Genomic DNA, 18,407 nt, shown 5'->3' with positions numbered 1-18,407 from the left:
GTATTAGAAAGGTTTCTGGTATCCTGCCGGAAGCGTCGCTCCCTTTCGCGGGCGAGGCCCGCTCCCACAAGCCGGGCTTCGTAGAACGTAATGAGGGACAGGACCATGAGCGAGATTAAAGCCTACGGCGCGCAAAGCGCCGATTCCGGCGTCCACCCCATGTCCATCCAGCGGCGCGCACCGCGCCCGGATGACGTGGCGATCAAGATCGATTACTGCGGCGTCTGCCACACCGATATTCATTTCGCCGAAAACGACTGGGGCCGCACCCTTTACCCGGTGGTGCCCGGCCATGAAATCATCGGCCGCGTCACCGCCGTGGGCGACGAAGTCAGCGGCTTCAGGGTCGGCGACTTGGTGGGTGTCGGCTGCATGGTGGACTCCTGCCGCCATTGCGAGGCCTGCGAAGACGGTCTGGAACAGTACTGCGTGGAAGGCATGACCGGCACCTATAACGGCCGCGACCGCCACGACAAGAGCGTCACCTTCGGCGGCTACTCCGAATCGGTGGTGGTCAGCGAGCGTTTCGTGGTGCGGGTGCCGGAAAAACTGGACCCGGCCGCCGCCGCGCCGATTCTGTGCGCCGGCATCACCACCTACTCACCGCTGCGCCATTACGGCGTCAAAGCCGGCGATAAAGTGGGCGTGGTGGGCATGGGCGGCCTCGGCCACATGGGCGTTAAATTCGCCAAGGCCCTGGGCGCCGAGGTGACCCTGTTCACCCGCTCGGAAAGCAAGGTGGACGAGGCGAAGAAACAGGGCGCCGACCACGTGGTGGTGTCCACCGACGCGGACCAGATGGCGGCAATGACCGGCAAGCTGGATTTCATCCTCGACACCGTGCCGGTGCGCCACGACCTCAACCCCTACCTGAACGCCCTCGCCTACGACGGCAAGCACATCCTGGTGGGGCTGCTGGACACGGTGGAGCCGCCGGTGCACGCCGGTGCCCTGATCGGCAAGCGGCGCATCCTGGCCGGCTCGCTGATCGGCGGCATGCCGGAAACCCAGGAAGTGCTGGATTTCTGCGCCGAGCACGACATCAGCTGCGATGTGGAGATGCTCGACATCCACAACATCAACGAGGCCTACCAGCGCATGAAAGACGGCGACGTGAAGTACCGCTTCGTCATCGACATGGCGACCCTCAACACCTAGAAACCTGAGGGCTAGCCGAACACCTCGCCGAACAGGTCGTCCATGGCCGCGAACGCGCGGCGGGCGACCTTGGCGTCGTACATTGCCCGCCCGGGCATGTCCGCGTTGGGCGCGGTAAAGGAGTGCACCGCCCCGCCGAAGTGGGTGAGCTGCCAATCCGCGTTCACCGCATCCATTTCCTTCTTGAACGCCACCAGGGATTCGTCGCTGACCATGGGGTCGTCGGCGCCGTTGAGCACCAGCACCGCGCCCTTGATCGGGCCGGCGGCGGGCCTCGGGGTGTCGAGCAGGCCGTGGAAGCTGACGAAGGCGCGCAGGTCCGCGCCGGACCGGGCCAGCTCCAGCACGCAGGCGCCGCCGAAGCAGAAACCGAACGCCGCCAGACGGCCGGCGGGTACGCCCAGGGCACCGGCTTCCCGGGTCAGCACCGCCAGCGCTTCGGCGAGCCGGGCGCGCAGGGCATCGTTGTCTTCCCGGAGAGCGCCCATGGCGGCCATGGCCTGCTCCGGTGTCTGGGGCCGGCCTTCCACGCCGAACGGGTCGAATACGAAAATCACGCTGTCGTCGTCGAGCAACTGCTCGGCCTGGTCCAGCGCCCGCTCGGTGACCCCGAAGAAATTGGGCGCCATCAGCAGACCCCGGCCGGGCGTGGCGCCGCGCCGGTACAGCAGATGGCCCTGAAAGGCCTTGCCGTCCACCTGGTAGTCCACCGTTGTATTGATCACTTCGCTCATGGTTGCTCTCCCATACTCTCCGTTACGGTCCCGAAAACGCATCAAAACAGCGCCCTTTACCGTATAGGTCCGGTTACAGATGGCAAGCGACGAACGCGATAACATCACGGAATCCGCGCCGCCAACCGTGGTCTACTGAGGATCACACCAGTAAAGAGGGACTTTTATGAACTATCGCCCGTTAGCGCTGATGATCGGTGCCCTGGCACTCACCCCGCTGTCCACCATCGCGGCGCCGCCGCCCTGGGCCGGCGGCGCGAAAGCCTCCCAGAACGCCGCCGGCGGCGAACAGCACCGGCAATACCGGCAGTTCAACGACGAAGAACGGCGGGCACTGCGGGAATTCGGCAACCGCTACCGCGCCGGCGACCTGCCACCGGGGCTGCAGAAGAAAGTGGCGCGCGGACAGTCCCTGCCGCCGGGCTGGCAGAAAAAGCTCAACGAGGGGCGGCGCCTGCCGGACGACCTTTACTACCAGGGCTACCCGCTGCCGGATTCGGTGCTGCGCACGCCGGGCGGCTATTCCGATGTGGTGATCGACAACGAGGTGGTGCGCATCCTGGACGCCACCCAGACCATCATGGACGTGTTCCAGCTCAATAACTGAGCCGGCTTTCATGGATGTTTCGCGGAACCCTGCCAGCATTCGGTTCTCAAAATGGGGAAGCACCGCCCCGTCACGCCGATTCAGGGAGCCGACACCATGACCAAGCTTGCTATTAAAGGCCTGCTCGCCATCACCACCGCCCTGTGGCTGCCCGCCCACGGGGCCGGCAACACCGCGCCCTGGTTGCCCGAAAGCCAGAAGGAAAACCGCCACGACGACAGCGGCGACAGCGTCGCGGAAAACAGCAGCGTGCTGCTCCCCACCCGCCCGGAACCCGGGGATTCGCGCTGATTGTGTTAAATACGAAAAACCCGCGTGCGCTGGTTCACAGCCGTACTCCAGAGGGGTGAACGCCGGCGGCCGTCACCACTCATACTTCACGTTATCGGCGATGCACTCGTCGGTAGCGGACGAAGGGCCCAACAGGAGGGCCAGGGAGCAAGGATGCACTTCGTCAAGGGCGAAGGGCCGACCAGGAGCGGCCAGGGAAGCAGGATGCGCTTCGCCCGGGCGAGAATGCCTAAGGATGACGGCTCAATAGCGCAAGGACGCTGATCGCCCCTCGAATTTGGAACAGCGCGGGAACTTTCCCGCGCGGCGGAACACTAAACCTCTGAAGTCTCCCAGTACAATCAGGCAACCCTCAGGGCGTTCAGCGGCAAGCGGACGCCCTTCTTTTTTATATAGGGGCTATTTTTTGCCGCCACCAGGGCCGAACGGCAGCGGGAACGCGGTCACATTGCTCCCCGCCTCAGTAATTTTACCTACCCCCTCTTTCTCCACCTCGTCAATCCGGATGATGGCATTGACCGGGATAAACGAGCGGTGCACGCCGGCGAACTGGTTCTTGAGCTTCTCCTCGGAAGGATCCACCACCACCTGGGCCCGCTCGCCGAACAGAAATTCCTCCACCTCCAGGAAGCCATACAGATCACTTTGGAAGATCTCACCCACGTAGATTTCGTAGATCTGGCCCTGATTGAGGAAAATAACCCTGTAAATTTGACGGCTTTTCGACATGTGCAAGGATATAACCGAGAGTTGAAAGGGCGCGCAGTCTAGCACAATTCGGCTCGGCGGTATCTCCCCAAAGGCCCGTTCCAGGCGGCTTTCCGGCTGGACTTTGCCCCCTTGAATGGCTAGAGTTACCGCCCACAATGCCGTGGGGCATTTTGCCGCAGTCCGGAGACACGCCTCCCTTTCCCTTACTCGTTGTAAGTGATTGTTTTGGCGCGTATTTTCCTGAAAAGCTAGGCGGGCTCAAGGCCACCCCCTTGGCCGCCCGCCCGTTTCGGGGAGGGCCCGGCGGGGCACCACGGCATCACCAGGGTTACCTAGCCCTATTCCTGAAACTCGCTTTCCAGGTGCCGGTGACGGCAAGAATAGGCGCGGCCCCTTCTTCCGGGGGGTTCACGCTGGGGAAAACAGGGAGCTAACGCATGCAGTCAACTCTGTTCCACCGCGCGGCGGTCGGCCTCACTTCGCTGATGATCAGCGGAATGGCCGTGGCCAGCGATTGGACTGAACGTTCCAACGAAAACCTGCGACCCGGTGTCACCGGCGTCAGCCAGGAAGTCTACGACCTTCATACCACTGTTTTGTGGATTGTGACCATTATTGGTCTGCTGGTGTTCGGGCTCATCCTGGTTTCCATGATCCGCCACCGCCGGTCCAAGAACCCCAACCCTTCCACCTTCCACGAGAACGTGCTCCTGGAAGTGGTGTGGACGGTGGTGCCCTTCGTGATCCTGATCGCGATGGCGGTGCCCGCCACCCGGGTGCTGATCGAGCTGGATGACTCCTCGAAGGCGGAGCTCACGGTGAAGGTCACCGGCCACCGCTGGAAGTGGGAATACGAGTACCTCACCTACGAGGACGACAACAACATCGGCGTGTCCTATATGTCCAACCTGGCTACGCCGACCGAACAGATCAACAACCCGGTCCTGGCCGGCGGTCTGTTCCCCTACGGCACCGCGCAGGACGCCGTGGGCAGCGAGTTCCCCGAGAAGGACAAGAACTACAACCTGGAGGCGGACAAGCCGCTGGTGCTGCCGTCAGGCCAGAAGGTGCGCTTCCTGATCACCGCCGCGGACGTGATCCATTCGTTCTGGCTACCGGATCTCGGCGGCAAGAAAGACGCCATCCCCGGCTTCGTCAACGAAACCTGGGCGATCGTGCCTGAAGGCAAGGAAGGCACTTACTACGGTCAGTGCGCCGAGCTGTGCGGCAAGAACCACGCCTTCATGCCCATCGAGGCCGAGGTGGTGAGCCAGGAAGAGTTCAAGACCTGGCTGGCCGAGCGTAAGGAAGAAGCCGCCGCGGCACCGGACCTGACCCCGTTCGCCGACCTCGACGAGGCCCTGGAACTGGGTGAGCAGACCTACGCCGGCGCCTGTGCCGTTTGCCACGGCAACAACGGCGAAGGCGGTGTCGGCGTTGCCTTCGCGGGCAGCGACTTCGCCACCAACGAAGAACACCTTGATGAGCACATCGACGTGCTGATCAACGGTCGCGCAGCCATGCCCGCTTTCGGCGCCCAGCTGTCGCCAAGGGAAATCGCCGCCGTGGTTACTTATGAGCGTAACGCTTGGGGTAACGACACCGGTGATTTGATTCAACCCCAAGACGTTCAAGACCACGAGTAGGGAGGGGAGAGCGATGAGTACCGCCGCAGCACACGATGACCATCATCACCACGCCCCCACAGGCCTGAAGCGATGGCTGTTCAGCACCAACCATAAGGACATCGGCACCCTGTACCTGTGGTTCAGCTTCGCCATGTTCCTGGCCGGCGGCCTTCTGGCCATGGTGATCCGTACCGAATTGCTGGAACCGGGCATGCAGTTCGTGGACCCGGAATTCTTTAACCAGATGACCACGGTTCACGGTCTCGCCATGGTATTCGGCGCCGTTATGCCGGGCTTCGTGGGTCTGGCCAACTGGATGATTCCGCTGATGATCGGCGCGCCGGACATGGCGTTGCCGCGCATGAACAACTGGTCCTTCTGGATCCTGCCGTTCGCGTTTCTGATCCTGCTCAGCTCGGTGTTCATGAGCGCCTTCGGCGCCGGCAACCCGGCCGCGCCGAACTTCGGCTGGACCTTCTACGCGCCGCTCTCCACCGAGTACGGCCCGGCTTCCACCGATCTGTTCATTTTGTCGGTTCACATGATGGGTATCTCCTCCATCATGGGCGCCATCAACGTGATCGTGACCGTGTTCAACCTGCGCGCGCCCGGCATGACGCTGATGAAAATGCCGCTGTTCGTATGGACCTGGCTGATCACCGCCTTCCTGCTGATCGCGGTGATGCCGGTTCTGGCCGGCGCGGTGACCATGATGCTCACCGACCGTCACTTCGGCACCAGCTTCTTCAACGCCGCCGGCGGCGGTGACCCGGTGCTGTTCCAGCATGTGTTCTGGTTCTTCGGGCACCCCGAGGTGTACATCATGATTTTGCCGGCGTTCGGCATTATCTCGGCGATCATCCCGACCTTCGCGCGCAAGCCGCTGTTCGGTTACGCCTCCATGGTCTACGCCACCGCCTCCATCGCGTTGCTCAGCTTCGTGGTCTGGGCTCACCACATGTTCACCGTGGGCATGCCTCTGGCCGGCACCCTGTTCTTCATGTACATGACCATGCTGATCTCGGTGCCCACCGGCGTGAAAGTGTTCAACTGGGTGGCCACCATGTGGCGCGGCTCCATGACCTTCGAGCTGCCCATGAAATGGGCCATCGCCTTCGTGATCCTGTTCACCTGCGGCGGCCTGTCCGGCCTGATGCTGGCGATCACCCCGGTGGACTTCCAGTACCACGACACCTACTTCGTGGTGGCGCATTTCCACTATGTGCTGGTATCCGGCGCGGTGTTCAGCATGTTCGCCGCCGCCTACTACTGGCTGCCCAAGTGGTCCGGCGTGATGCCCAACAAACTGCTCGGCGAACTGCACTTCTGGAGCTCCCTGATCTCCGTGAACCTGCTGTTCTTCCCGATGCACTTCGTGGGTCTGGCCGGCATGCCGCGCCGCTACGCCGACTACGCGCTGCAGTTCGCGGACTACAACTTCTGGATCTCCATCGGCGGGTTCTGGTTCGGTCTGTCGCAGCTGCTGTTCCTGGCGGTGTGCGTACTGTGCGCCATGAAGAAAGGCGAGAAGGCCCCGGCCCGTTCCTGGGAAGGCGCCGAAGGTCTGGAGTGGGAAGTGCCGTCACCGGCGCCGTTCCACACCTATGACACCCCGCCGGTAGTCAAGTAACGGAGTTCGGACGGCACCATGAGCGAACACAACCTGCAACAGCGCAACCAACGCACGCTCAGAAAGCTGCTTATCTGGGCGGTGGCGATGTTCGGTTTCGCCTTCGCCATGGTGCCGTTTTACGATGTGATCTGCGATATCACCGGTCTGAATGGAAAAACGTCCACAACGGCGAGCACCGAAGGCCCGTCACAGGTGGTGGAAGACCGCACCGTCACCGTTGAATTCATCACCCAGCGGGGTGAGGGCGTCAACGGTGATTTCACTTCGGCGACGCGCCGGGTGGAAGTGCACCCCGGAGAGATCACGCTGGTGAACTTTTTCGCCAGCAATCCCAAGTCCAGCGACATCATCACGCAAAGCATTCCCTCGGTTTCCCCCGGGGAAGCCGCGCGCTACCTGCACAAGACTCAGTGCTTCTGCTTCGACCAGCAGTCACTGGCGGCGGGCGAGCGCAAGGAAATGCCGATGATTTTTTACCTGGATCCGGAATTGCCGCGTCATATCAATACGCTGACGCTGTCCTACACCATTTTTGACGTTACCGACCGCGTCGCCGCGACGAACAATTAACGGCCGGTTGTACAGGAGACATTTTCAACATGGCAACGGAAAAGTATTACGTACCCGAGAGCAGCCCCTGGCCCCTGGCGGCCTCCGTGGGCCTGTTCCTCACCGCCGTGGGCGGTGCCAACTTCATTCAGCAGGCCACTGACCCGGATACCTTCCAGGGCAGCTGGGGCATGCCGCTGTTCTTCGTCGGCCTGGCCACCCTGCTGTTCATCATCGCCATCTGGTGGCGCGACACCATCAAGGAGTCCGTGGGCGGCCTGCACAGCAACCAGCTGGGCATCTCCTACCGTCAGGGCATGCTGTGGTTCATCTTCTCCGAGGTGATGTTTTTCGGTGCCTTCTTCGGGGCGCTGTTCTACACCCGCTGGCTGATCGTGCCCTGGCTGGGCGGCGCCGGCAGCAACGCCATGACCCATGAGCTGCTGTGGCCGAGCTTCCAGTCCATGTGGCCGCTGGTGAGAACCCCGGACGGCACCACCACCCAGGCGATGGGCGCCTGGGGCCTGCCGGCGATCAACACCGCCATTCTGCTGACCAGCTCCATCACCCTGACCATCGCCCACCACGCGCTGCTGGAAGGCAAGCGCGGCCGGTTGATCGCCTTCCAGGGCATCACCGTGCTGCTGGGCATCTTCTTTCTGGGGCTGCAGGTGGAAGAGTACATCCACGCCTACACCGAAATGGGCCTGCGTCTGGACGCTGGCATTTACGGCAGCCTGTTCTTCATGCTGACCGGTTTCCACGGCGCCCACGTGACCATCGGTACCCTCTTCCTGTTCGTGACCCTGCTGCGCGTGATCAAGGGTCACTTCAACGAAGAGAATAATTTCGCCTGGGAAGCGGGGGCCTGGTATTGGCACTTCGTGGACGTGGTATGGCTGTTCCTGTTCGTGGTGGTGTACTGGCTGTAACCCGCGCCACACCACCCTGGAAACAAAAAGCCCCGGTCACAAGCCGGGGCTTTTTGTTTTACGGGGGCTCCGTTATTGCTGCTCGATGGGCACCCCGCCCCGGGTGGTGGGATTAACGTCGTGGGGCTGAATCCAGCCCATCATCATGCTCACCAGAATGAACACGAACACCATCGCCGAGAACCCTACCCGCCAGGCCAGTGCTCGCATGGTCTTACCGCTTTTGCCCTCGTTGCGCACCAGCGACATCAGGGCCCGCGCCAGCGACACCACGGCAGCGATAAGAAGAACGATCACGATCAGCTTGACCCACCACATAATTCACCTCGACGGACTACGGTTGTCGGTTACAATACGCGCCCATTGTAGCCATCGCCCCCGTGAGTGCACGTAAAGATATGCCAAACCGCAATGCGCGCCGGTCGCTGCTGGGACTGGCTCTGACCCTGCTGGTGATCGTCGTCTGCCTGAACCTGGCCTGGTGGCAGTGGCAGCGCGCGGGGGAAAAACGCGAGTGGCTGGCGGATCAGGCGGCCAAGGCCCGGGCCGCCCCGGTCTCCCTGGAGCGGGCGCTGGACCTGGACGATCCGCAACACCGTCCGGTCCAAGTCCGCGGTGAGCTGGATAACCGGCGCTCCGTGCTGCTCGACAACCGGACCTACCAGGGCGTGGCCGGCTACTTTCTGCTCACGCCGCTGCGCACGGACCAGGGCCGCTGGGTGCTGATCAACCGGGGCTGGCTGCCGCGCGGCGCGGATCGCGCCCGGCTGCCCGAAGTGCCCCGGGTGGACGGCCCGGTGACACTCACCGGCAACGTTTACCGGCCCTCGGCGCAGACCTTCGTGCTCAAGGACACGCCGCTGCCGGAAAATCAGTGGCCGTTGCGGGTACAAAAGGTGGATTTTGCAGCCATCGGCCATCGACTTGGGGTAGAATTAGCGCCCTTCGAGATACGGGTGGCCCCCGATCAACCGCTCGGCGACGCCGCGGCGTTGCCGCGGCCCTGGCAGGACGTCACCACGGTGATGAGCCCGCAACGCCACCAGGCCTACGCGCTGCAGTGGCTGGGTTTAGCGGTGGCCGCCCTGATCATGTATCTGATCGCGCGCCTGCGCGGGCGCCGTCGGCACCAACCGGACGCTTGAACTGATGTCTCCACGCACCAAAAACAGGCTGACCCTGCTGGCCATCGTCGGCCCCTTTGTTCTCTTCTTTATTGCCGGCCGTTACTTCGTGGATCCCTGGGAATTGCCCCGGGAGAACAAGGGCGAACTGCTGATTCCACACATCCAGCTGGGCACGCTGGCGTTGCGCGACGGCGACGGCGAGCCCTACGACGGGGAAGACACCGCCGGCTTGTGGACCCTGATGTACGTGGCCGGCGCCGAATGCGGCAAGGCCTGCAAGAACGGCCTCTACTATCAGATGCGCCAGGTCCAGCAGACGCTGGGCGAGAATATGGAGCGGCTGCGCCGGGTGGTCGTTCACACCGCGCCGGCCAATGCCGAGTTACGCGCCTTCCTGGACGACAACGTGGCCGGCACCGTGGAAGTGGACGGCGACCCGCGAGCCGTCCGTGAAGCGCTGGCGCCGGCGTCGGAGCAACCGGTGGGGGACATCTTCGTGGTCAGCCCGGACGGCCAGATATTTCTGCGCTACCCCACCCACGACAGCATGGATGCCACCCTGGAAGAGGCGGAGAACATCCGCCTGGATCTTGAGCGCACCCTCAAAGGCTCCCTGATCTAAGGTCCCGATAACCATGCATCTCAACGCACACCGTTCCGACCTCAACGACGCGCCGACGCGCTCGCAAATCTGGATGCGCCGCCTGACCGTTCTGGCCCTGCTGATGGCCGCCGGCGTGATTATCCTGGGCGCCTGGACCCGGCTCTCCGACGCCGGCCTGGGCTGCCCGGACTGGCCCGGCTGCTACGGCCATCTGGACGTGCGCAAGGCGATTTCCCACGTTAACGAACAGAATGAGGTCGCCCCGGGCGCCCTGCGCGAGGCCCACAAAACCGTGCCGGAAATGGTGCACCGCTATTTCGCCTCCGCCCTGGGCCTGATGATCCTGATCATCGCCGCGCTCGGGGTGGCCAACCGCAAGCGCGTCAAACAGCCGGTGAAGCTGCCGCTGTTCCTGGTGGCGCTGGTGATCTTCCAGGGCATTCTCGGCATGTGGACGGTGACCATGGGGCTGCAGCCCACCATCGTGATGCTGCACCTGCTTGGCGGCTTCACCACCTTCACCCTGCTGGCGCTGTTGGCGGCGCGCCTGTACCGCTGGCCCAGCTTCCTCAACGACTGCGACGTGCGCAGCATGAAGCCGCTGGCCTCGATCACCCTGGCGGCGCTGGTGCTGCAGATCGCCCTGGGCGGCTGGACCACCGCCAACTACGCGGCGGTGGTGTGCACCGAGCTGCCGGTGTGCGAGGACGGCTGGACCGACCACCTCAATTTCGAGGACGCCTTTGTGTTCTGGGGCCACGAGCACGACAAACCGGACTATGAGTTCGGCGTGCTGCAGAACGACGCCCGCACCACCATCCATGTGATGCATCGCTTCGGCGCCCTGCTGGTCACGGTGCTGGGGCTGCTGCTGGTGGGCCGCATCCTGCTGCGCGCGCGCAGCGTGTTCTTCCGCAACTTCGCGCTCACCATACTCGGGCTGCTGACCGTGCAGATCGGCCTGGGAATCAGTAATGTGGTGTTCGCGGTACCGCTGGCGGTGGCCGTGGCCCACAACTTCGGCGCCGTGGTGTTGCTGGTGTCGCTGGTATTGTTTATCCGTGCCATCAATGTGAAGTGCGCCGCACGCCACCCGCAATCCGAGGAGAGTGCGCTTTGAGCGAGAAATCCGCCGTAAGCGAACAGAACAACGGCACCGGCACGCCCCACTGGCGTGACTATCTGGCGCTGACCAAGCCCGGCGTGGTGATGCTGCTGATGGTCACCGCGGTGGCCGGCATGTTCCTGGCCACGGACCCGCCGGGCATGGTGCCGCTGTCCACCTTTATTCCCGCCTTTGCCGGGCTCTACCTGGCGATGATGGCGTCCGCGGCGATCAACCAGATCATGGATCAGAAGATCGACGCGATCATGAAGCGCACCGAGAAGCGGCCGCTGGTGGCCGGCAAGCTGTCGCCGAAGGCGGCGATCACCTTCGCGGTGGCGCTGGCGCTGGCGTCCATGGCGATGCTCTATTTTCTGGTCAACCCGCTCACCGCCGGGCTCACCCTGTTCGGCTTCGTCGGCTACGCCTTCGTTTACACCCTGTACCTGAAGCGGGCCACTCCGCAGAACATCGTGATCGGCGGCATCGCCGGCGCTATCCCGCCGCTGCTGGGCTGGACCGCGGTCACCAACGAACTGCACCCCTACGCCTGGCTGCTGGTGCTGATTATCTTCGTGTGGACGCCGCCGCATTTCTGGGCCCTGGCGATCCACCGCGCCGACGAATACGCCAAGGCCGACGTGCCGATGCTGCCGGTGACCCACGGCATTCCCTTCACCCGGGAATCGGTGCTCTATTACACCATTCTGCTGTTCATCTGCTCGCTGCTGCCCTACCTCACCGGCATGAGCGGGCTGATCTATCTGGTCAGCGCGGTGATTCTCAGCGGCATCTTCCTGGTTCACGCGGTGCGTCTGCGCTTCAGCAAGGACCCGAAGCTGCCGATGAAAACCTTCGGCTATTCCATCGTCTACCTGTTCGTGCTGTTCACCGCCCTGCTGGTGGACCACTACATCCCGGTTCACCCACTGGCGGCTTGACGGGAAACCCGCCCCGGTATCCAATCCCATGGCTAATAAATAAAGGGGAAGGGAACCATGGGGACCTGGCTGTTTTTCGGCGTACTGATCGCCATCGGCGTCGGGCTGGTGGTTATTTACAACCGGCTGGTGAGCCTTAAGAACCGCTTCAAGAACGCCTTCGCGCAGATCGACGTGCAGCTGCAACGGCGCCACGATCTGATACCCAACCTGGTGGAAACCGCCAAGGCCTACATGGACCATGAGCGGGAAACCCTGTCGCGGGTCACCGAGGCCCGCAACCAGGCGGAGGGCGCGCGCCGCGACGCCGCCGCCGACCCCGAGGACGGCGCCGCCATCGGCCGCCTCGGGCGGGCTGAATCCCTGCTTTCCGGCAGCCTGTCGCGGCTGCTGGCGGTGAGCGAAAGCTACCCGGACCTCAAGGCCAACCAGACCATGGCCGATCTGATGGAAGAGTTAAGCAGCACGGAAAACCGCATCGGCTTCGCCCGCCAGGCCTTCAACGACGCGGTGATGCACTACAACACCTACCGGGAACAGTTTCCCAACAACCTGGTCAGCGGCCTGTTCGGGCCGTTCCGAGCAGCGGAGCTGCTGGAGATCGACGACCCGCGGGCGCGTCAGGCGGTGAACGTCACCTTCTGACGCCGCGCCGATGAACTTCTTTCAACATCAGGAACGGGCCAGGCGGCGCACGCTGCTGCTGGCGCTCTACTTCCTGCTCGCCCTGGCCGCCGTGGTGGCGGCGGTGAACCTGGCCTGCTGGCTGGCCTGGCAATGGTGGCCGCTGCCGGGGGCGGCCGCCGGCGGCTGGTTCGCCGGCGACGCCTTCTGGTGGGTCACGCTGGGCACCCTGGGGCTGTTGTTGGCGGGTTCCCTGCGTAAGGCCTGGCAACTTCGCCACGGCGGCGAGAGCCTGGCGGCAATGCTCGGCGCCCGGGAAATCGCCAGCCACAGCGGCGACCCGGCGGAGCGCCGCCTGCGCAATGTGGTCGAGGAGATGAGCCTGGCCGCCGGCACCATTATGCCGCGCACCTATGTGCTGCCCGGCGAGACCGGCATCAATGCGTTCGTGGCCGGGCCCACGCCGTCGCGGGCGGTGCTGGTGGTCACCGAGGGCGCCCTGGCGCAACTGGACCGGGACGAGCTGCAGGGCGTGGTGGCCCATGAATTCAGCCATATTCTGAACGGCGATGTGCGCATCAACCTGCGGCTGATGGCGGCACTGGCCGGCATTCTCACGGTCGGCAAGCTGGGCGAGTTCCTGCTTCATATGTCGCCCACCAGCGACCGTCGCCGAAACGGCGGCCTGCTGATTCTCGCCGGCCTGGTGCTGATGGCCATCGGCTACGCGGGGCTGTTTTTCGGGCGCCTGATCAAGGCGGCCATTTCCCGCCAGCGGGAGCGGCTGGCGGACGCCAGCGCGGTGCAGTTCACCCGGCAGCCGGCGGGCCTGGCCGGCGCCCTGATCAAGATCCGCAACGGCAACGGCTCGCACCTGCGCAGCGTGCACGCCGAGGACCTCAGCCACATGGGCTTCGCGGAAACCCTGGCGTTCCGCCTGCGCCGCCTGCTCGCCACCCACCCCACCCTGGACCAGCGGCTGCATGCCCTGGGCGCCCACTGGGCGGCCCGCGCCCGGGTGCGCGCCCGGACCGACTCATCGCCGTCACCCGCGCCCGTTCCCTCGGAACGCATCGGCCGCCTGGACGATGACAACCTGGGCTACGCCCGGACGCTGGTGGACACCCTGCCCGCCGGCCTGTACCAGGCCCTGCACGCCCAGGAAGGGGCGGAATGCGTGCTCTACGCCCTGGCGCTGGGCGACGTTCGCCCGCCACCGGCACTGCGCCGTGGCCGCCGCGCCGCGCTGGTCGATCAGGTCTCGGCACTGGGCACCCGGCTGCGCCTGCCGCTGCTCGATCTGGCCCTGGCCACCCTGCGCCAGGCCCCACCGGAGCGCCGCCCGGTGATCCTCAAGCAGCTGCGGACGCTCACCGCGCGGCGGCGCGACCAGGACCTGCTGTGCTGGGCGCTGACCGCCATCGCCGAGCGCCATCTGGGGGCACCGCGCCGTGCCCTGCCGCGCCCGGACATCCACCGCCTGGCGGCGGTGGCCAACGACATCCAGGTGGTGTTTTCCGCCCTGGCCTGGGCCGGCGACTCGGCCCGGGGCACCGCCCTGAGCGGCTTCCAGCGTGCCACCCATGGCCTCCTCCCGGCCGGCCGCCTGCTGCTGGCGCCGGAGCGCTGCACGCCCAACCGTCTGGACTCGGCGATCACGCGGCTGGCGCGCCTGACACCCCTGCTCAAGGCGCCGCTGATCGACGCCGCCGCCGACCTGGTGCTCGCCGACGGCCAGGTGCAGGTGGCGGAGGCCGAGCTGCTGCGTGCCCTGTGCACCCTGCTCGACAGCCCCATGCCGCCGCTTTTTCCATCGAAAGGCTGATACCCAAACCCGACGATAGCCGCTAGAAAGGGGGCTATCTCCCAGGGTTGGCTAGTTTTTAAACTGTGATAGAGTTCGCATTGTCGGCTCTGGGGGAGCCGGGGGACGACGGTTCGGGGGAACCGTCACGAGGGACACTGGGAGACACACATCCATGGAGATCACCAAGAACAGCCACCGCAACACCTGGCAAGCGGTTCATGAAACCACCCTGGCTATCCGCGAAGGCCGCCTGGACCCGGCGCTTACCGATTGGCTGAGCCGGCAAGGCGTGCGTGTGGAAACCGCCCTGTTCGCCAGCGTGCGTCAATGCGACCAGCGTCTTTACATGGGCACCCTGGTGGACGAGAAAGGCCGGGTGCTGGAATACCTGGCCAACCTGGACCTGCCGGAGGACGACGCCCTGGACGACGTCACCGCCGAGCTGGGCCCCAAGTGCTCCTACCACGACCGCCACGATCCCTGCGATCCGGTCACCATGGCGTTGATGATCCAGCGCGGCCAGGCGCCCGGGCTCGCCGCACAGCCCGCTTAGAGGACGTCCGTCCGGTACGGCAACAGGCCGCGCGCCTCCTCCCGGTAGGCGTGCACATGGCGCGCCTCGCGCTGGCAGAAGTCCGCCACCGCATCCTGAAAGGCGGGCTCCGCCAGCCAGTGCAAAGAGTAGGTGAGCACCGGCTCGAAGCCGCGCAGAATCTTGTGCTCGCCCTGCACGCCCGGGTCGAATTCCGCCAGGCCCCGCTCGATGGCGAACTCAATGCCCTGGTAGTAGCAGACCTCGAAGTGCAGCGCGTCGTACTCACGCACGCTGCCCCAGTAGCGGCCGTACAGCGCCCGGTCGTCGAACAGATAGAGGCCGGCGGCCACCGGTTCGTCGCCGTCGCTGGCCACCACCAGCAGCACCTGATCCCCGAGCTGTTCGGCCAGGCGCCGGAAGAACGCCTCGCTGAGATAGGGCAGCTGGCCGCGCACCAGGTAGGTGTTGGCGTAGCAGTGGAAGAAGAAACGCCAGCTTTGCGGGTCGATGTCGGCGCCGGTGAGGCGCGTGACGGTGAGCCCCTGTTCGGCCACCCGCCGCCGTTCGCGGCGCACGCTTTTGCGCTTGCGGGAGTTAAAGCCGGCCAGGAACTCGTCGAAATCACGATAGCCCCGGTTGAACCAGCGGAAGTGGCAGGCCTGCCGCTCCACCAGGGGCAGCTCTTGCAGGGCTTCCCGCGCGGCCTGATCCGGGAACAGCAGATGCCAGCCGCTGGCACCCTGCTCGCGGATCCGCTCGCGCACCCCTTCCCACAGTTGCTGGGGCCGCCAGTCGCCACGCCAGCGCGGGCCGACCACCGGCGTAAACGGAATCGCGGTGACCAGCTTGGGGTAATAGGCCAGCCCGTTACGCTGGTAGGCGTCCGCCCAGGCGAAATCGAACACGTACTCGCCGCGCGAGCCGTCGCGGGCGTAGATCGGCATCAGGGCGTCGCCGTCACGCAGGTGACAGGGCCCCCAACCACGGCTTGGCGTGGCGGCGCCGGTGTCTTGCAGGGCGTTGAGAAAAGCGTCGGTGAGAAAGGGAAACTCCATGGCGACAGGATACTGACCGCGGGGCGGCCAGGCGAGGCCAACGTGAACATGAGATTACCGTGCCGCTTCGTTACAATGACCGGGCGGCGATAACGATAATGCGGGAGCCTCCCGAAGCCGCTCGCCTGTTCGCAGTCTCTTTTTTCGCGTTACCAATAAGGTCAGTCGATCAATGAAAGTTTCAAAACCCCTGGCGGCGTTCTACGTCCTGGCCGCCCTTTTGCTTGCGTTACCCGGTGCCTGGCTGCTGTTCGCCCCGCACGCCTTTATTCTTTTCGTGCACGGCGGCGATCAAACATTGCTGGTCTCTCCCCTGCTCAGCCAACAAACCGGCCTGGGCCTGCTGCTGGCGGCGGCGGTGAATCTGGTCTGCCTGGCCGGCGGCCGCACGCGCTCCGCCCTGCATGTGGCGGTGTTCTTCTATCTGGCCGGGCTGGTGGCCAGCCACGGGGCACCGGTGTTCACGCTGGACGGCGCCTGGTTGTGGGCCCCGGTGCTGGTGTACCTGCTGCCGCTGGCGCCCTGGAGCCGTCTCGCCCGGGACGGCCGCCGCCAGGGCGAGGTGAAGTGGTTCAACCCCAATAAAGGCTTCGGCTTTATTCTCGACGATAGCGGCGAAGAGATTTTCGTCCACTTCAAGGCGGTGCGGAACGGCGGGCGCCGCAGCCTGCGCACCGGCACCCGAGTGCGCTTCGTGATTCGCGAATCCGAACGCGGCGACCAGGCCGACGACGTGTACATTCAGCAATGACCCTGTCGCTGCTCGACTGGGGCGTGCTGCTGGCCTATCTGGCGGTGGTGCTGCTGATCGGGTTCTACTTCGCCCGCCGCAATACCAGCACCGAGGAGTATTTCGTCGGCGGGCGGCGCTTCCGGGGCTGGGTGATCGGCCTGTCCCTGGTGGGCACCTCGATCAGCTCGATCACCTTCCTGGCCTACCCGGCGGACGCGTTCAAGACCGGCTGGCTGCGTTATCTGCCCAACCTGGCGCTGCCGGTGGCGTTGTTCGTGGCCGCCTATGTGTTCCTGCCGTTCTTCCGGCGCGGCAACATGACCAGCGCCTACGAGTTTCTGGAGCAACGCTTCGGCCCCAGCGTGCGGGTGTACGGCGCCCTGGCGTTCATCGTCGCCCAGCTGGTGCGCCTGGCGATGATCCTGTGGCTGTTGTCGTTGCTGATCCAGCAGCTGGTAGACGTGACGCCCACCACCGCGATCATCGGCGCCGGCCTGTTCGTCGGCCTGTACACCATTATCGGTGGCATCGACGCGGTGATCTGGACCGACGTGCTGCAGACCGTGGTGTTGATGATCGGCGGGCTGCTGTGCATCTGGGTGGTGGTGGAAGCGCTGCCCGGCGGCCTGGGGCAGGTGTTCCGGGAAGCCTCGGCGGCGGGCAAGTTCGCGCTCGCGGAGTTCGACGACGGCACGCCGCAGCCGGTGCGCTGGCAGCCGTCGCTGAGTGAAAAGACCGTCACCATGATGCTGCTGATCGGCCTGACCAACTGGCTGACGGAATACTCCAGCAACCAGAACACCGTGCAGCGCTACTGCGCCTCGCGCTCCATGAAAGAGGCGCGCCGGGGCCTGTGGGTGTACCTGTTCACCGCGCTGCCGGTGTGGGCGTTCTATATGTTGCTGGGCACCGCCCTGTGGGTGTTCTTCCAGCACTACCCGGACCCCACCGCCGCGGCGGTGCTCACCGGCGAGGCCCGGGCCGAATCGATCATGCCCTGGTTCATCACCGAGTATCTGCCGTCCGGCATCGCCGGCCTGGTGGTGGCGGCGGCGCTGGCGGCGGCGATGAGCTCGCTGGACTCCAGCATCAACTCGGTGAGCACGGTGTCGATCGTCGATCTCTACCGGCGCCACCTGCGCACCGGGCTCAGCGATAAACACTACCTGACGGTGGCGCGCACCGTGGCGGCCCTGGTGACGGTGCTGATGATCCTCGGCGCGCTCTGGCTCAACGGCGCCAGCACCCACACCCTGCAGGACACCTCGACGATTCTGGTGTCGTTGTTCGGCGGCGGCATGCTGGGGTTGTATCTGCTCGGCTTCCTGACCCGCGTCGGGGACGCACGCGCCGCCTGGTGCGGCATCGGCATGACGCTGCTGTTCACCGGCTGGACGGTGCTCACCAACAAAGGGCTGATGCCGGCGGCGCTGAGCGCGCCGTTCGATCTCTACTACACCGGCCTGATCGGCAACCTGGTGATGTTCCTGGTGGGCTACGGCATGGCCCGCCTGTTCGACCGCCGCCCGGTGGCGGCGGCCTGAGGCGCCACCGGAAGACTCAGGAGCGGGAACCGGCGGGCTCGGACGCGGGGCGGGGCGCCTCGCCGGCGCGGGTCGCGGCCTGGCGGCGC

The 18,407-nt window shown here is 64.9% G+C and carries 20 protein-coding genes; 16 read left to right on the top strand and 4 right to left on the bottom strand.

Features of this window, described 5'->3' with window-relative positions; genetic code table 11:
• Nucleotides 1-105: 105 nt before the first annotated feature.
• Nucleotides 106-1,158: an NAD(P)-dependent alcohol dehydrogenase gene (locus ISO4_RS11015; protein ID WP_194856247.1), complete on the top strand. Its 1,053-nt coding sequence runs from the start codon at nt 106-108 to the stop codon at nt 1,156-1,158.
• An 11-nt stretch (nt 1,159-1,169) separates the two neighbouring features.
• On the opposite strand, the gene ISO4_RS11010 is transcribed toward ISO4_RS11015, so the two are convergent.
• Nucleotides 1,170-1,892, bottom strand: a complete 723-nt coding sequence (locus ISO4_RS11010) for a dienelactone hydrolase family protein (RefSeq protein ID WP_194856246.1) — start codon at nt 1,890-1,892, stop codon at nt 1,170-1,172.
• A gap of 166 nt (nt 1,893-2,058) precedes the next feature.
• On the opposite strand from ISO4_RS11010, the gene ISO4_RS11005 reads away from it, so the two are divergent.
• Nucleotides 2,059-2,499, top strand: coding sequence for a hypothetical protein (locus tag ISO4_RS11005; protein ID WP_194856245.1), 441 nt, complete (start codon nt 2,059-2,061; stop codon nt 2,497-2,499).
• A 96-nt stretch (nt 2,500-2,595) separates the two neighbouring features.
• The gene (locus ISO4_RS11000; protein WP_142950035.1) at nt 2,596-2,790 is read left to right on the top strand and encodes a hypothetical protein; all 195 of its coding nucleotides are present in this window, start codon (nt 2,596-2,598) and stop codon (nt 2,788-2,790) included.
• A gap of 399 nt (nt 2,791-3,189) precedes the next feature.
• Here the strand turns inward: ISO4_RS11000 and ISO4_RS10995 are convergent, their stop codons facing one another.
• The gene (locus tag ISO4_RS10995) at nt 3,190-3,519 is read right to left on the bottom strand and encodes a DUF1820 family protein (protein WP_067611420.1); all 330 of its coding nucleotides are present in this window, start codon (nt 3,517-3,519) and stop codon (nt 3,190-3,192) included.
• A 419-nt stretch (nt 3,520-3,938) separates the two neighbouring features.
• Here ISO4_RS10995 and coxB point away from each other — a divergent pair, with 419 nt between their 5' ends.
• Genes coxB through ISO4_RS10975 form a run of 4 tightly spaced genes read left to right on the top strand, consistent with a single transcriptional unit; the run spans nt 3,939 to nt 8,243 of the window.
• Nucleotides 3,939-5,147: a cytochrome c oxidase subunit II gene (coxB, locus tag ISO4_RS10990; protein WP_194856244.1), complete on the top strand. Its 1,209-nt coding sequence runs from the start codon at nt 3,939-3,941 to the stop codon at nt 5,145-5,147.
• Nucleotides 5,148-5,160: 13 nt separating this feature from the next.
• Nucleotides 5,161-6,759, top strand: a complete 1,599-nt coding sequence (ctaD, locus tag ISO4_RS10985) for a cytochrome c oxidase subunit I (RefSeq protein WP_194856243.1) — start codon at nt 5,161-5,163, stop codon at nt 6,757-6,759.
• 18 nt (nt 6,760-6,777) lie between these two features.
• Nucleotides 6,778-7,332, top strand: coding sequence for a cytochrome c oxidase assembly protein (locus ISO4_RS10980; protein WP_194856242.1), 555 nt, complete (start codon nt 6,778-6,780; stop codon nt 7,330-7,332).
• 29 nt (nt 7,333-7,361) lie between these two features.
• Complete coding sequence (locus ISO4_RS10975) at nt 7,362-8,243, top strand: cytochrome c oxidase subunit 3 (protein ID WP_194856241.1); 882 nt, start codon at nt 7,362-7,364, stop codon at nt 8,241-8,243.
• A gap of 72 nt (nt 8,244-8,315) precedes the next feature.
• Here the strand turns inward: ISO4_RS10975 and ISO4_RS10970 are convergent, their stop codons facing one another.
• Nucleotides 8,316-8,561 (bottom strand): twin transmembrane helix small protein, encoded by a 246-nt coding sequence (locus tag ISO4_RS10970; protein WP_194856240.1) that lies wholly within the window; start codon nt 8,559-8,561, stop codon nt 8,316-8,318.
• 80 nt (nt 8,562-8,641) lie between these two features.
• Between ISO4_RS10970 and ISO4_RS10965 the strand changes: the two genes are divergently transcribed.
• The 7 genes from ISO4_RS10965 to ISO4_RS10935 all read left to right on the top strand — a co-directional run bounded on the left by ISO4_RS10965 (nt 8,642) and on the right by ISO4_RS10935 (nt 15,004).
• On the top strand, nt 8,642-9,388 hold the full coding sequence (locus tag ISO4_RS10965; protein WP_194856239.1) for an SURF1 family protein: 747 nt from the start codon (nt 8,642-8,644) through the stop codon (nt 9,386-9,388).
• Between the two features lie 4 nt (nt 9,389-9,392).
• Nucleotides 9,393-9,992: an SCO family protein gene (locus ISO4_RS10960; protein ID WP_194856238.1), complete on the top strand. Its 600-nt coding sequence runs from the start codon at nt 9,393-9,395 to the stop codon at nt 9,990-9,992.
• A 13-nt stretch (nt 9,993-10,005) separates the two neighbouring features.
• A complete protein-coding gene (locus ISO4_RS10955) occupies nt 10,006-11,094 on the top strand; it encodes a COX15/CtaA family protein (protein ID WP_228548065.1) in 1,089 nt (362 codons plus the stop codon).
• The gene (gene cyoE / locus ISO4_RS10950; protein ID WP_194856237.1) at nt 11,091-12,020 is read left to right on the top strand and encodes a heme o synthase; all 930 of its coding nucleotides are present in this window, start codon (nt 11,091-11,093) and stop codon (nt 12,018-12,020) included. The genes ISO4_RS10955 and cyoE overlap by 4 nt, the downstream gene beginning before the upstream one ends.
• Nucleotides 12,021-12,077: 57 nt before the next feature.
• On the top strand, nt 12,078-12,665 hold the full coding sequence (locus ISO4_RS10945; protein ID WP_194856236.1) for a LemA family protein: 588 nt from the start codon (nt 12,078-12,080) through the stop codon (nt 12,663-12,665).
• 10 nt (nt 12,666-12,675) lie between these two features.
• Entirely contained in the window at nt 12,676-14,469 is a 1,794-nt protein-coding gene (locus ISO4_RS10940; RefSeq protein ID WP_194856235.1) for a M48 family metallopeptidase, read from the top strand.
• A gap of 154 nt (nt 14,470-14,623) precedes the next feature.
• On the top strand, nt 14,624-15,004 hold the full coding sequence (locus tag ISO4_RS10935) for a hypothetical protein (protein WP_194856234.1): 381 nt from the start codon (nt 14,624-14,626) through the stop codon (nt 15,002-15,004).
• On the opposite strand, the gene ISO4_RS10930 is transcribed toward ISO4_RS10935, so the two are convergent.
• On the bottom strand, nt 15,001-16,041 hold the full coding sequence (locus ISO4_RS10930; protein WP_194856233.1) for a GNAT family N-acetyltransferase: 1,041 nt from the start codon (nt 16,039-16,041) through the stop codon (nt 15,001-15,003). The genes ISO4_RS10935 and ISO4_RS10930 overlap by 4 nt on opposite strands.
• Nucleotides 16,042-16,213: 172 nt before the next feature.
• On the opposite strand from ISO4_RS10930, the gene ISO4_RS17260 reads away from it, so the two are divergent.
• Together ISO4_RS17260 and ISO4_RS10920 are read left to right on the top strand one after the other, a co-directional pair.
• Nucleotides 16,214-16,792 (top strand): cold-shock protein, encoded by a 579-nt coding sequence (locus ISO4_RS17260; RefSeq protein WP_194856232.1) that lies wholly within the window; start codon nt 16,214-16,216, stop codon nt 16,790-16,792.
• Nucleotides 16,789-18,318: a sodium:solute symporter gene (locus ISO4_RS10920; protein WP_194856231.1), complete on the top strand. Its 1,530-nt coding sequence runs from the start codon at nt 16,789-16,791 to the stop codon at nt 18,316-18,318. The genes ISO4_RS17260 and ISO4_RS10920 overlap by 4 nt, the downstream gene beginning before the upstream one ends.
• Nucleotides 18,319-18,407 lie beyond the last annotated feature (89 nt).

This window comes from Alloalcanivorax venustensis ISO4, assembly GCF_015356855.1.
GTDB lineage: Bacteria > Pseudomonadota > Gammaproteobacteria > Pseudomonadales > Alcanivoracaceae > Alloalcanivorax > Alloalcanivorax venustensis.
The sequence above is the reverse complement of the archived record's forward strand: the minus strand, read 5'-3'. Positions and strand labels throughout refer to the sequence as shown.

Coding starts and splice junctions, on each gene's coding strand:
- ISO4_RS11015 (WP_194856247.1), top strand. CDS start 106: ATGAGCGAGATTAAAGCCTACGGCGCGCAAAGCGCCGATTCCGGCGTC.
- ISO4_RS11010 (WP_194856246.1), bottom strand. CDS start 1,892: ATGAGCGAAGTGATCAATACAACGGTGGACTACCAGGTGGACGGCAAG.
- ISO4_RS11005 (WP_194856245.1), top strand. CDS start 2,059: ATGAACTATCGCCCGTTAGCGCTGATGATCGGTGCCCTGGCACTCACC.
- ISO4_RS11000 (WP_142950035.1), top strand. CDS start 2,596: ATGACCAAGCTTGCTATTAAAGGCCTGCTCGCCATCACCACCGCCCTG.
- ISO4_RS10995 (WP_067611420.1), bottom strand. CDS start 3,519: ATGTCGAAAAGCCGTCAAATTTACAGGGTTATTTTCCTCAATCAGGGC.
- coxB (WP_194856244.1), top strand. CDS start 3,939: ATGCAGTCAACTCTGTTCCACCGCGCGGCGGTCGGCCTCACTTCGCTG.
- ctaD (WP_194856243.1), top strand. CDS start 5,161: ATGAGTACCGCCGCAGCACACGATGACCATCATCACCACGCCCCCACA.
- ISO4_RS10980 (WP_194856242.1), top strand. CDS start 6,778: ATGAGCGAACACAACCTGCAACAGCGCAACCAACGCACGCTCAGAAAG.
- ISO4_RS10975 (WP_194856241.1), top strand. CDS start 7,362: ATGGCAACGGAAAAGTATTACGTACCCGAGAGCAGCCCCTGGCCCCTG.
- ISO4_RS10970 (WP_194856240.1), bottom strand. CDS start 8,561: ATGTGGTGGGTCAAGCTGATCGTGATCGTTCTTCTTATCGCTGCCGTG.
- ISO4_RS10965 (WP_194856239.1), top strand. CDS start 8,642: ATGCCAAACCGCAATGCGCGCCGGTCGCTGCTGGGACTGGCTCTGACC.
- ISO4_RS10960 (WP_194856238.1), top strand. CDS start 9,393: ATGTCTCCACGCACCAAAAACAGGCTGACCCTGCTGGCCATCGTCGGC.
- ISO4_RS10955 (WP_228548065.1), top strand. CDS start 10,006: ATGCATCTCAACGCACACCGTTCCGACCTCAACGACGCGCCGACGCGC.
- ISO4_RS10945 (WP_194856236.1), top strand. CDS start 12,078: ATGGGGACCTGGCTGTTTTTCGGCGTACTGATCGCCATCGGCGTCGGG.
- ISO4_RS10940 (WP_194856235.1), top strand. CDS start 12,676: ATGAACTTCTTTCAACATCAGGAACGGGCCAGGCGGCGCACGCTGCTG.
- ISO4_RS10935 (WP_194856234.1), top strand. CDS start 14,624: ATGGAGATCACCAAGAACAGCCACCGCAACACCTGGCAAGCGGTTCAT.
- ISO4_RS10930 (WP_194856233.1), bottom strand. CDS start 16,041: ATGGAGTTTCCCTTTCTCACCGACGCTTTTCTCAACGCCCTGCAAGAC.
- ISO4_RS17260 (WP_194856232.1), top strand. CDS start 16,214: ATGAAAGTTTCAAAACCCCTGGCGGCGTTCTACGTCCTGGCCGCCCTT.
- ISO4_RS10920 (WP_194856231.1), top strand. CDS start 16,789: ATGACCCTGTCGCTGCTCGACTGGGGCGTGCTGCTGGCCTATCTGGCG.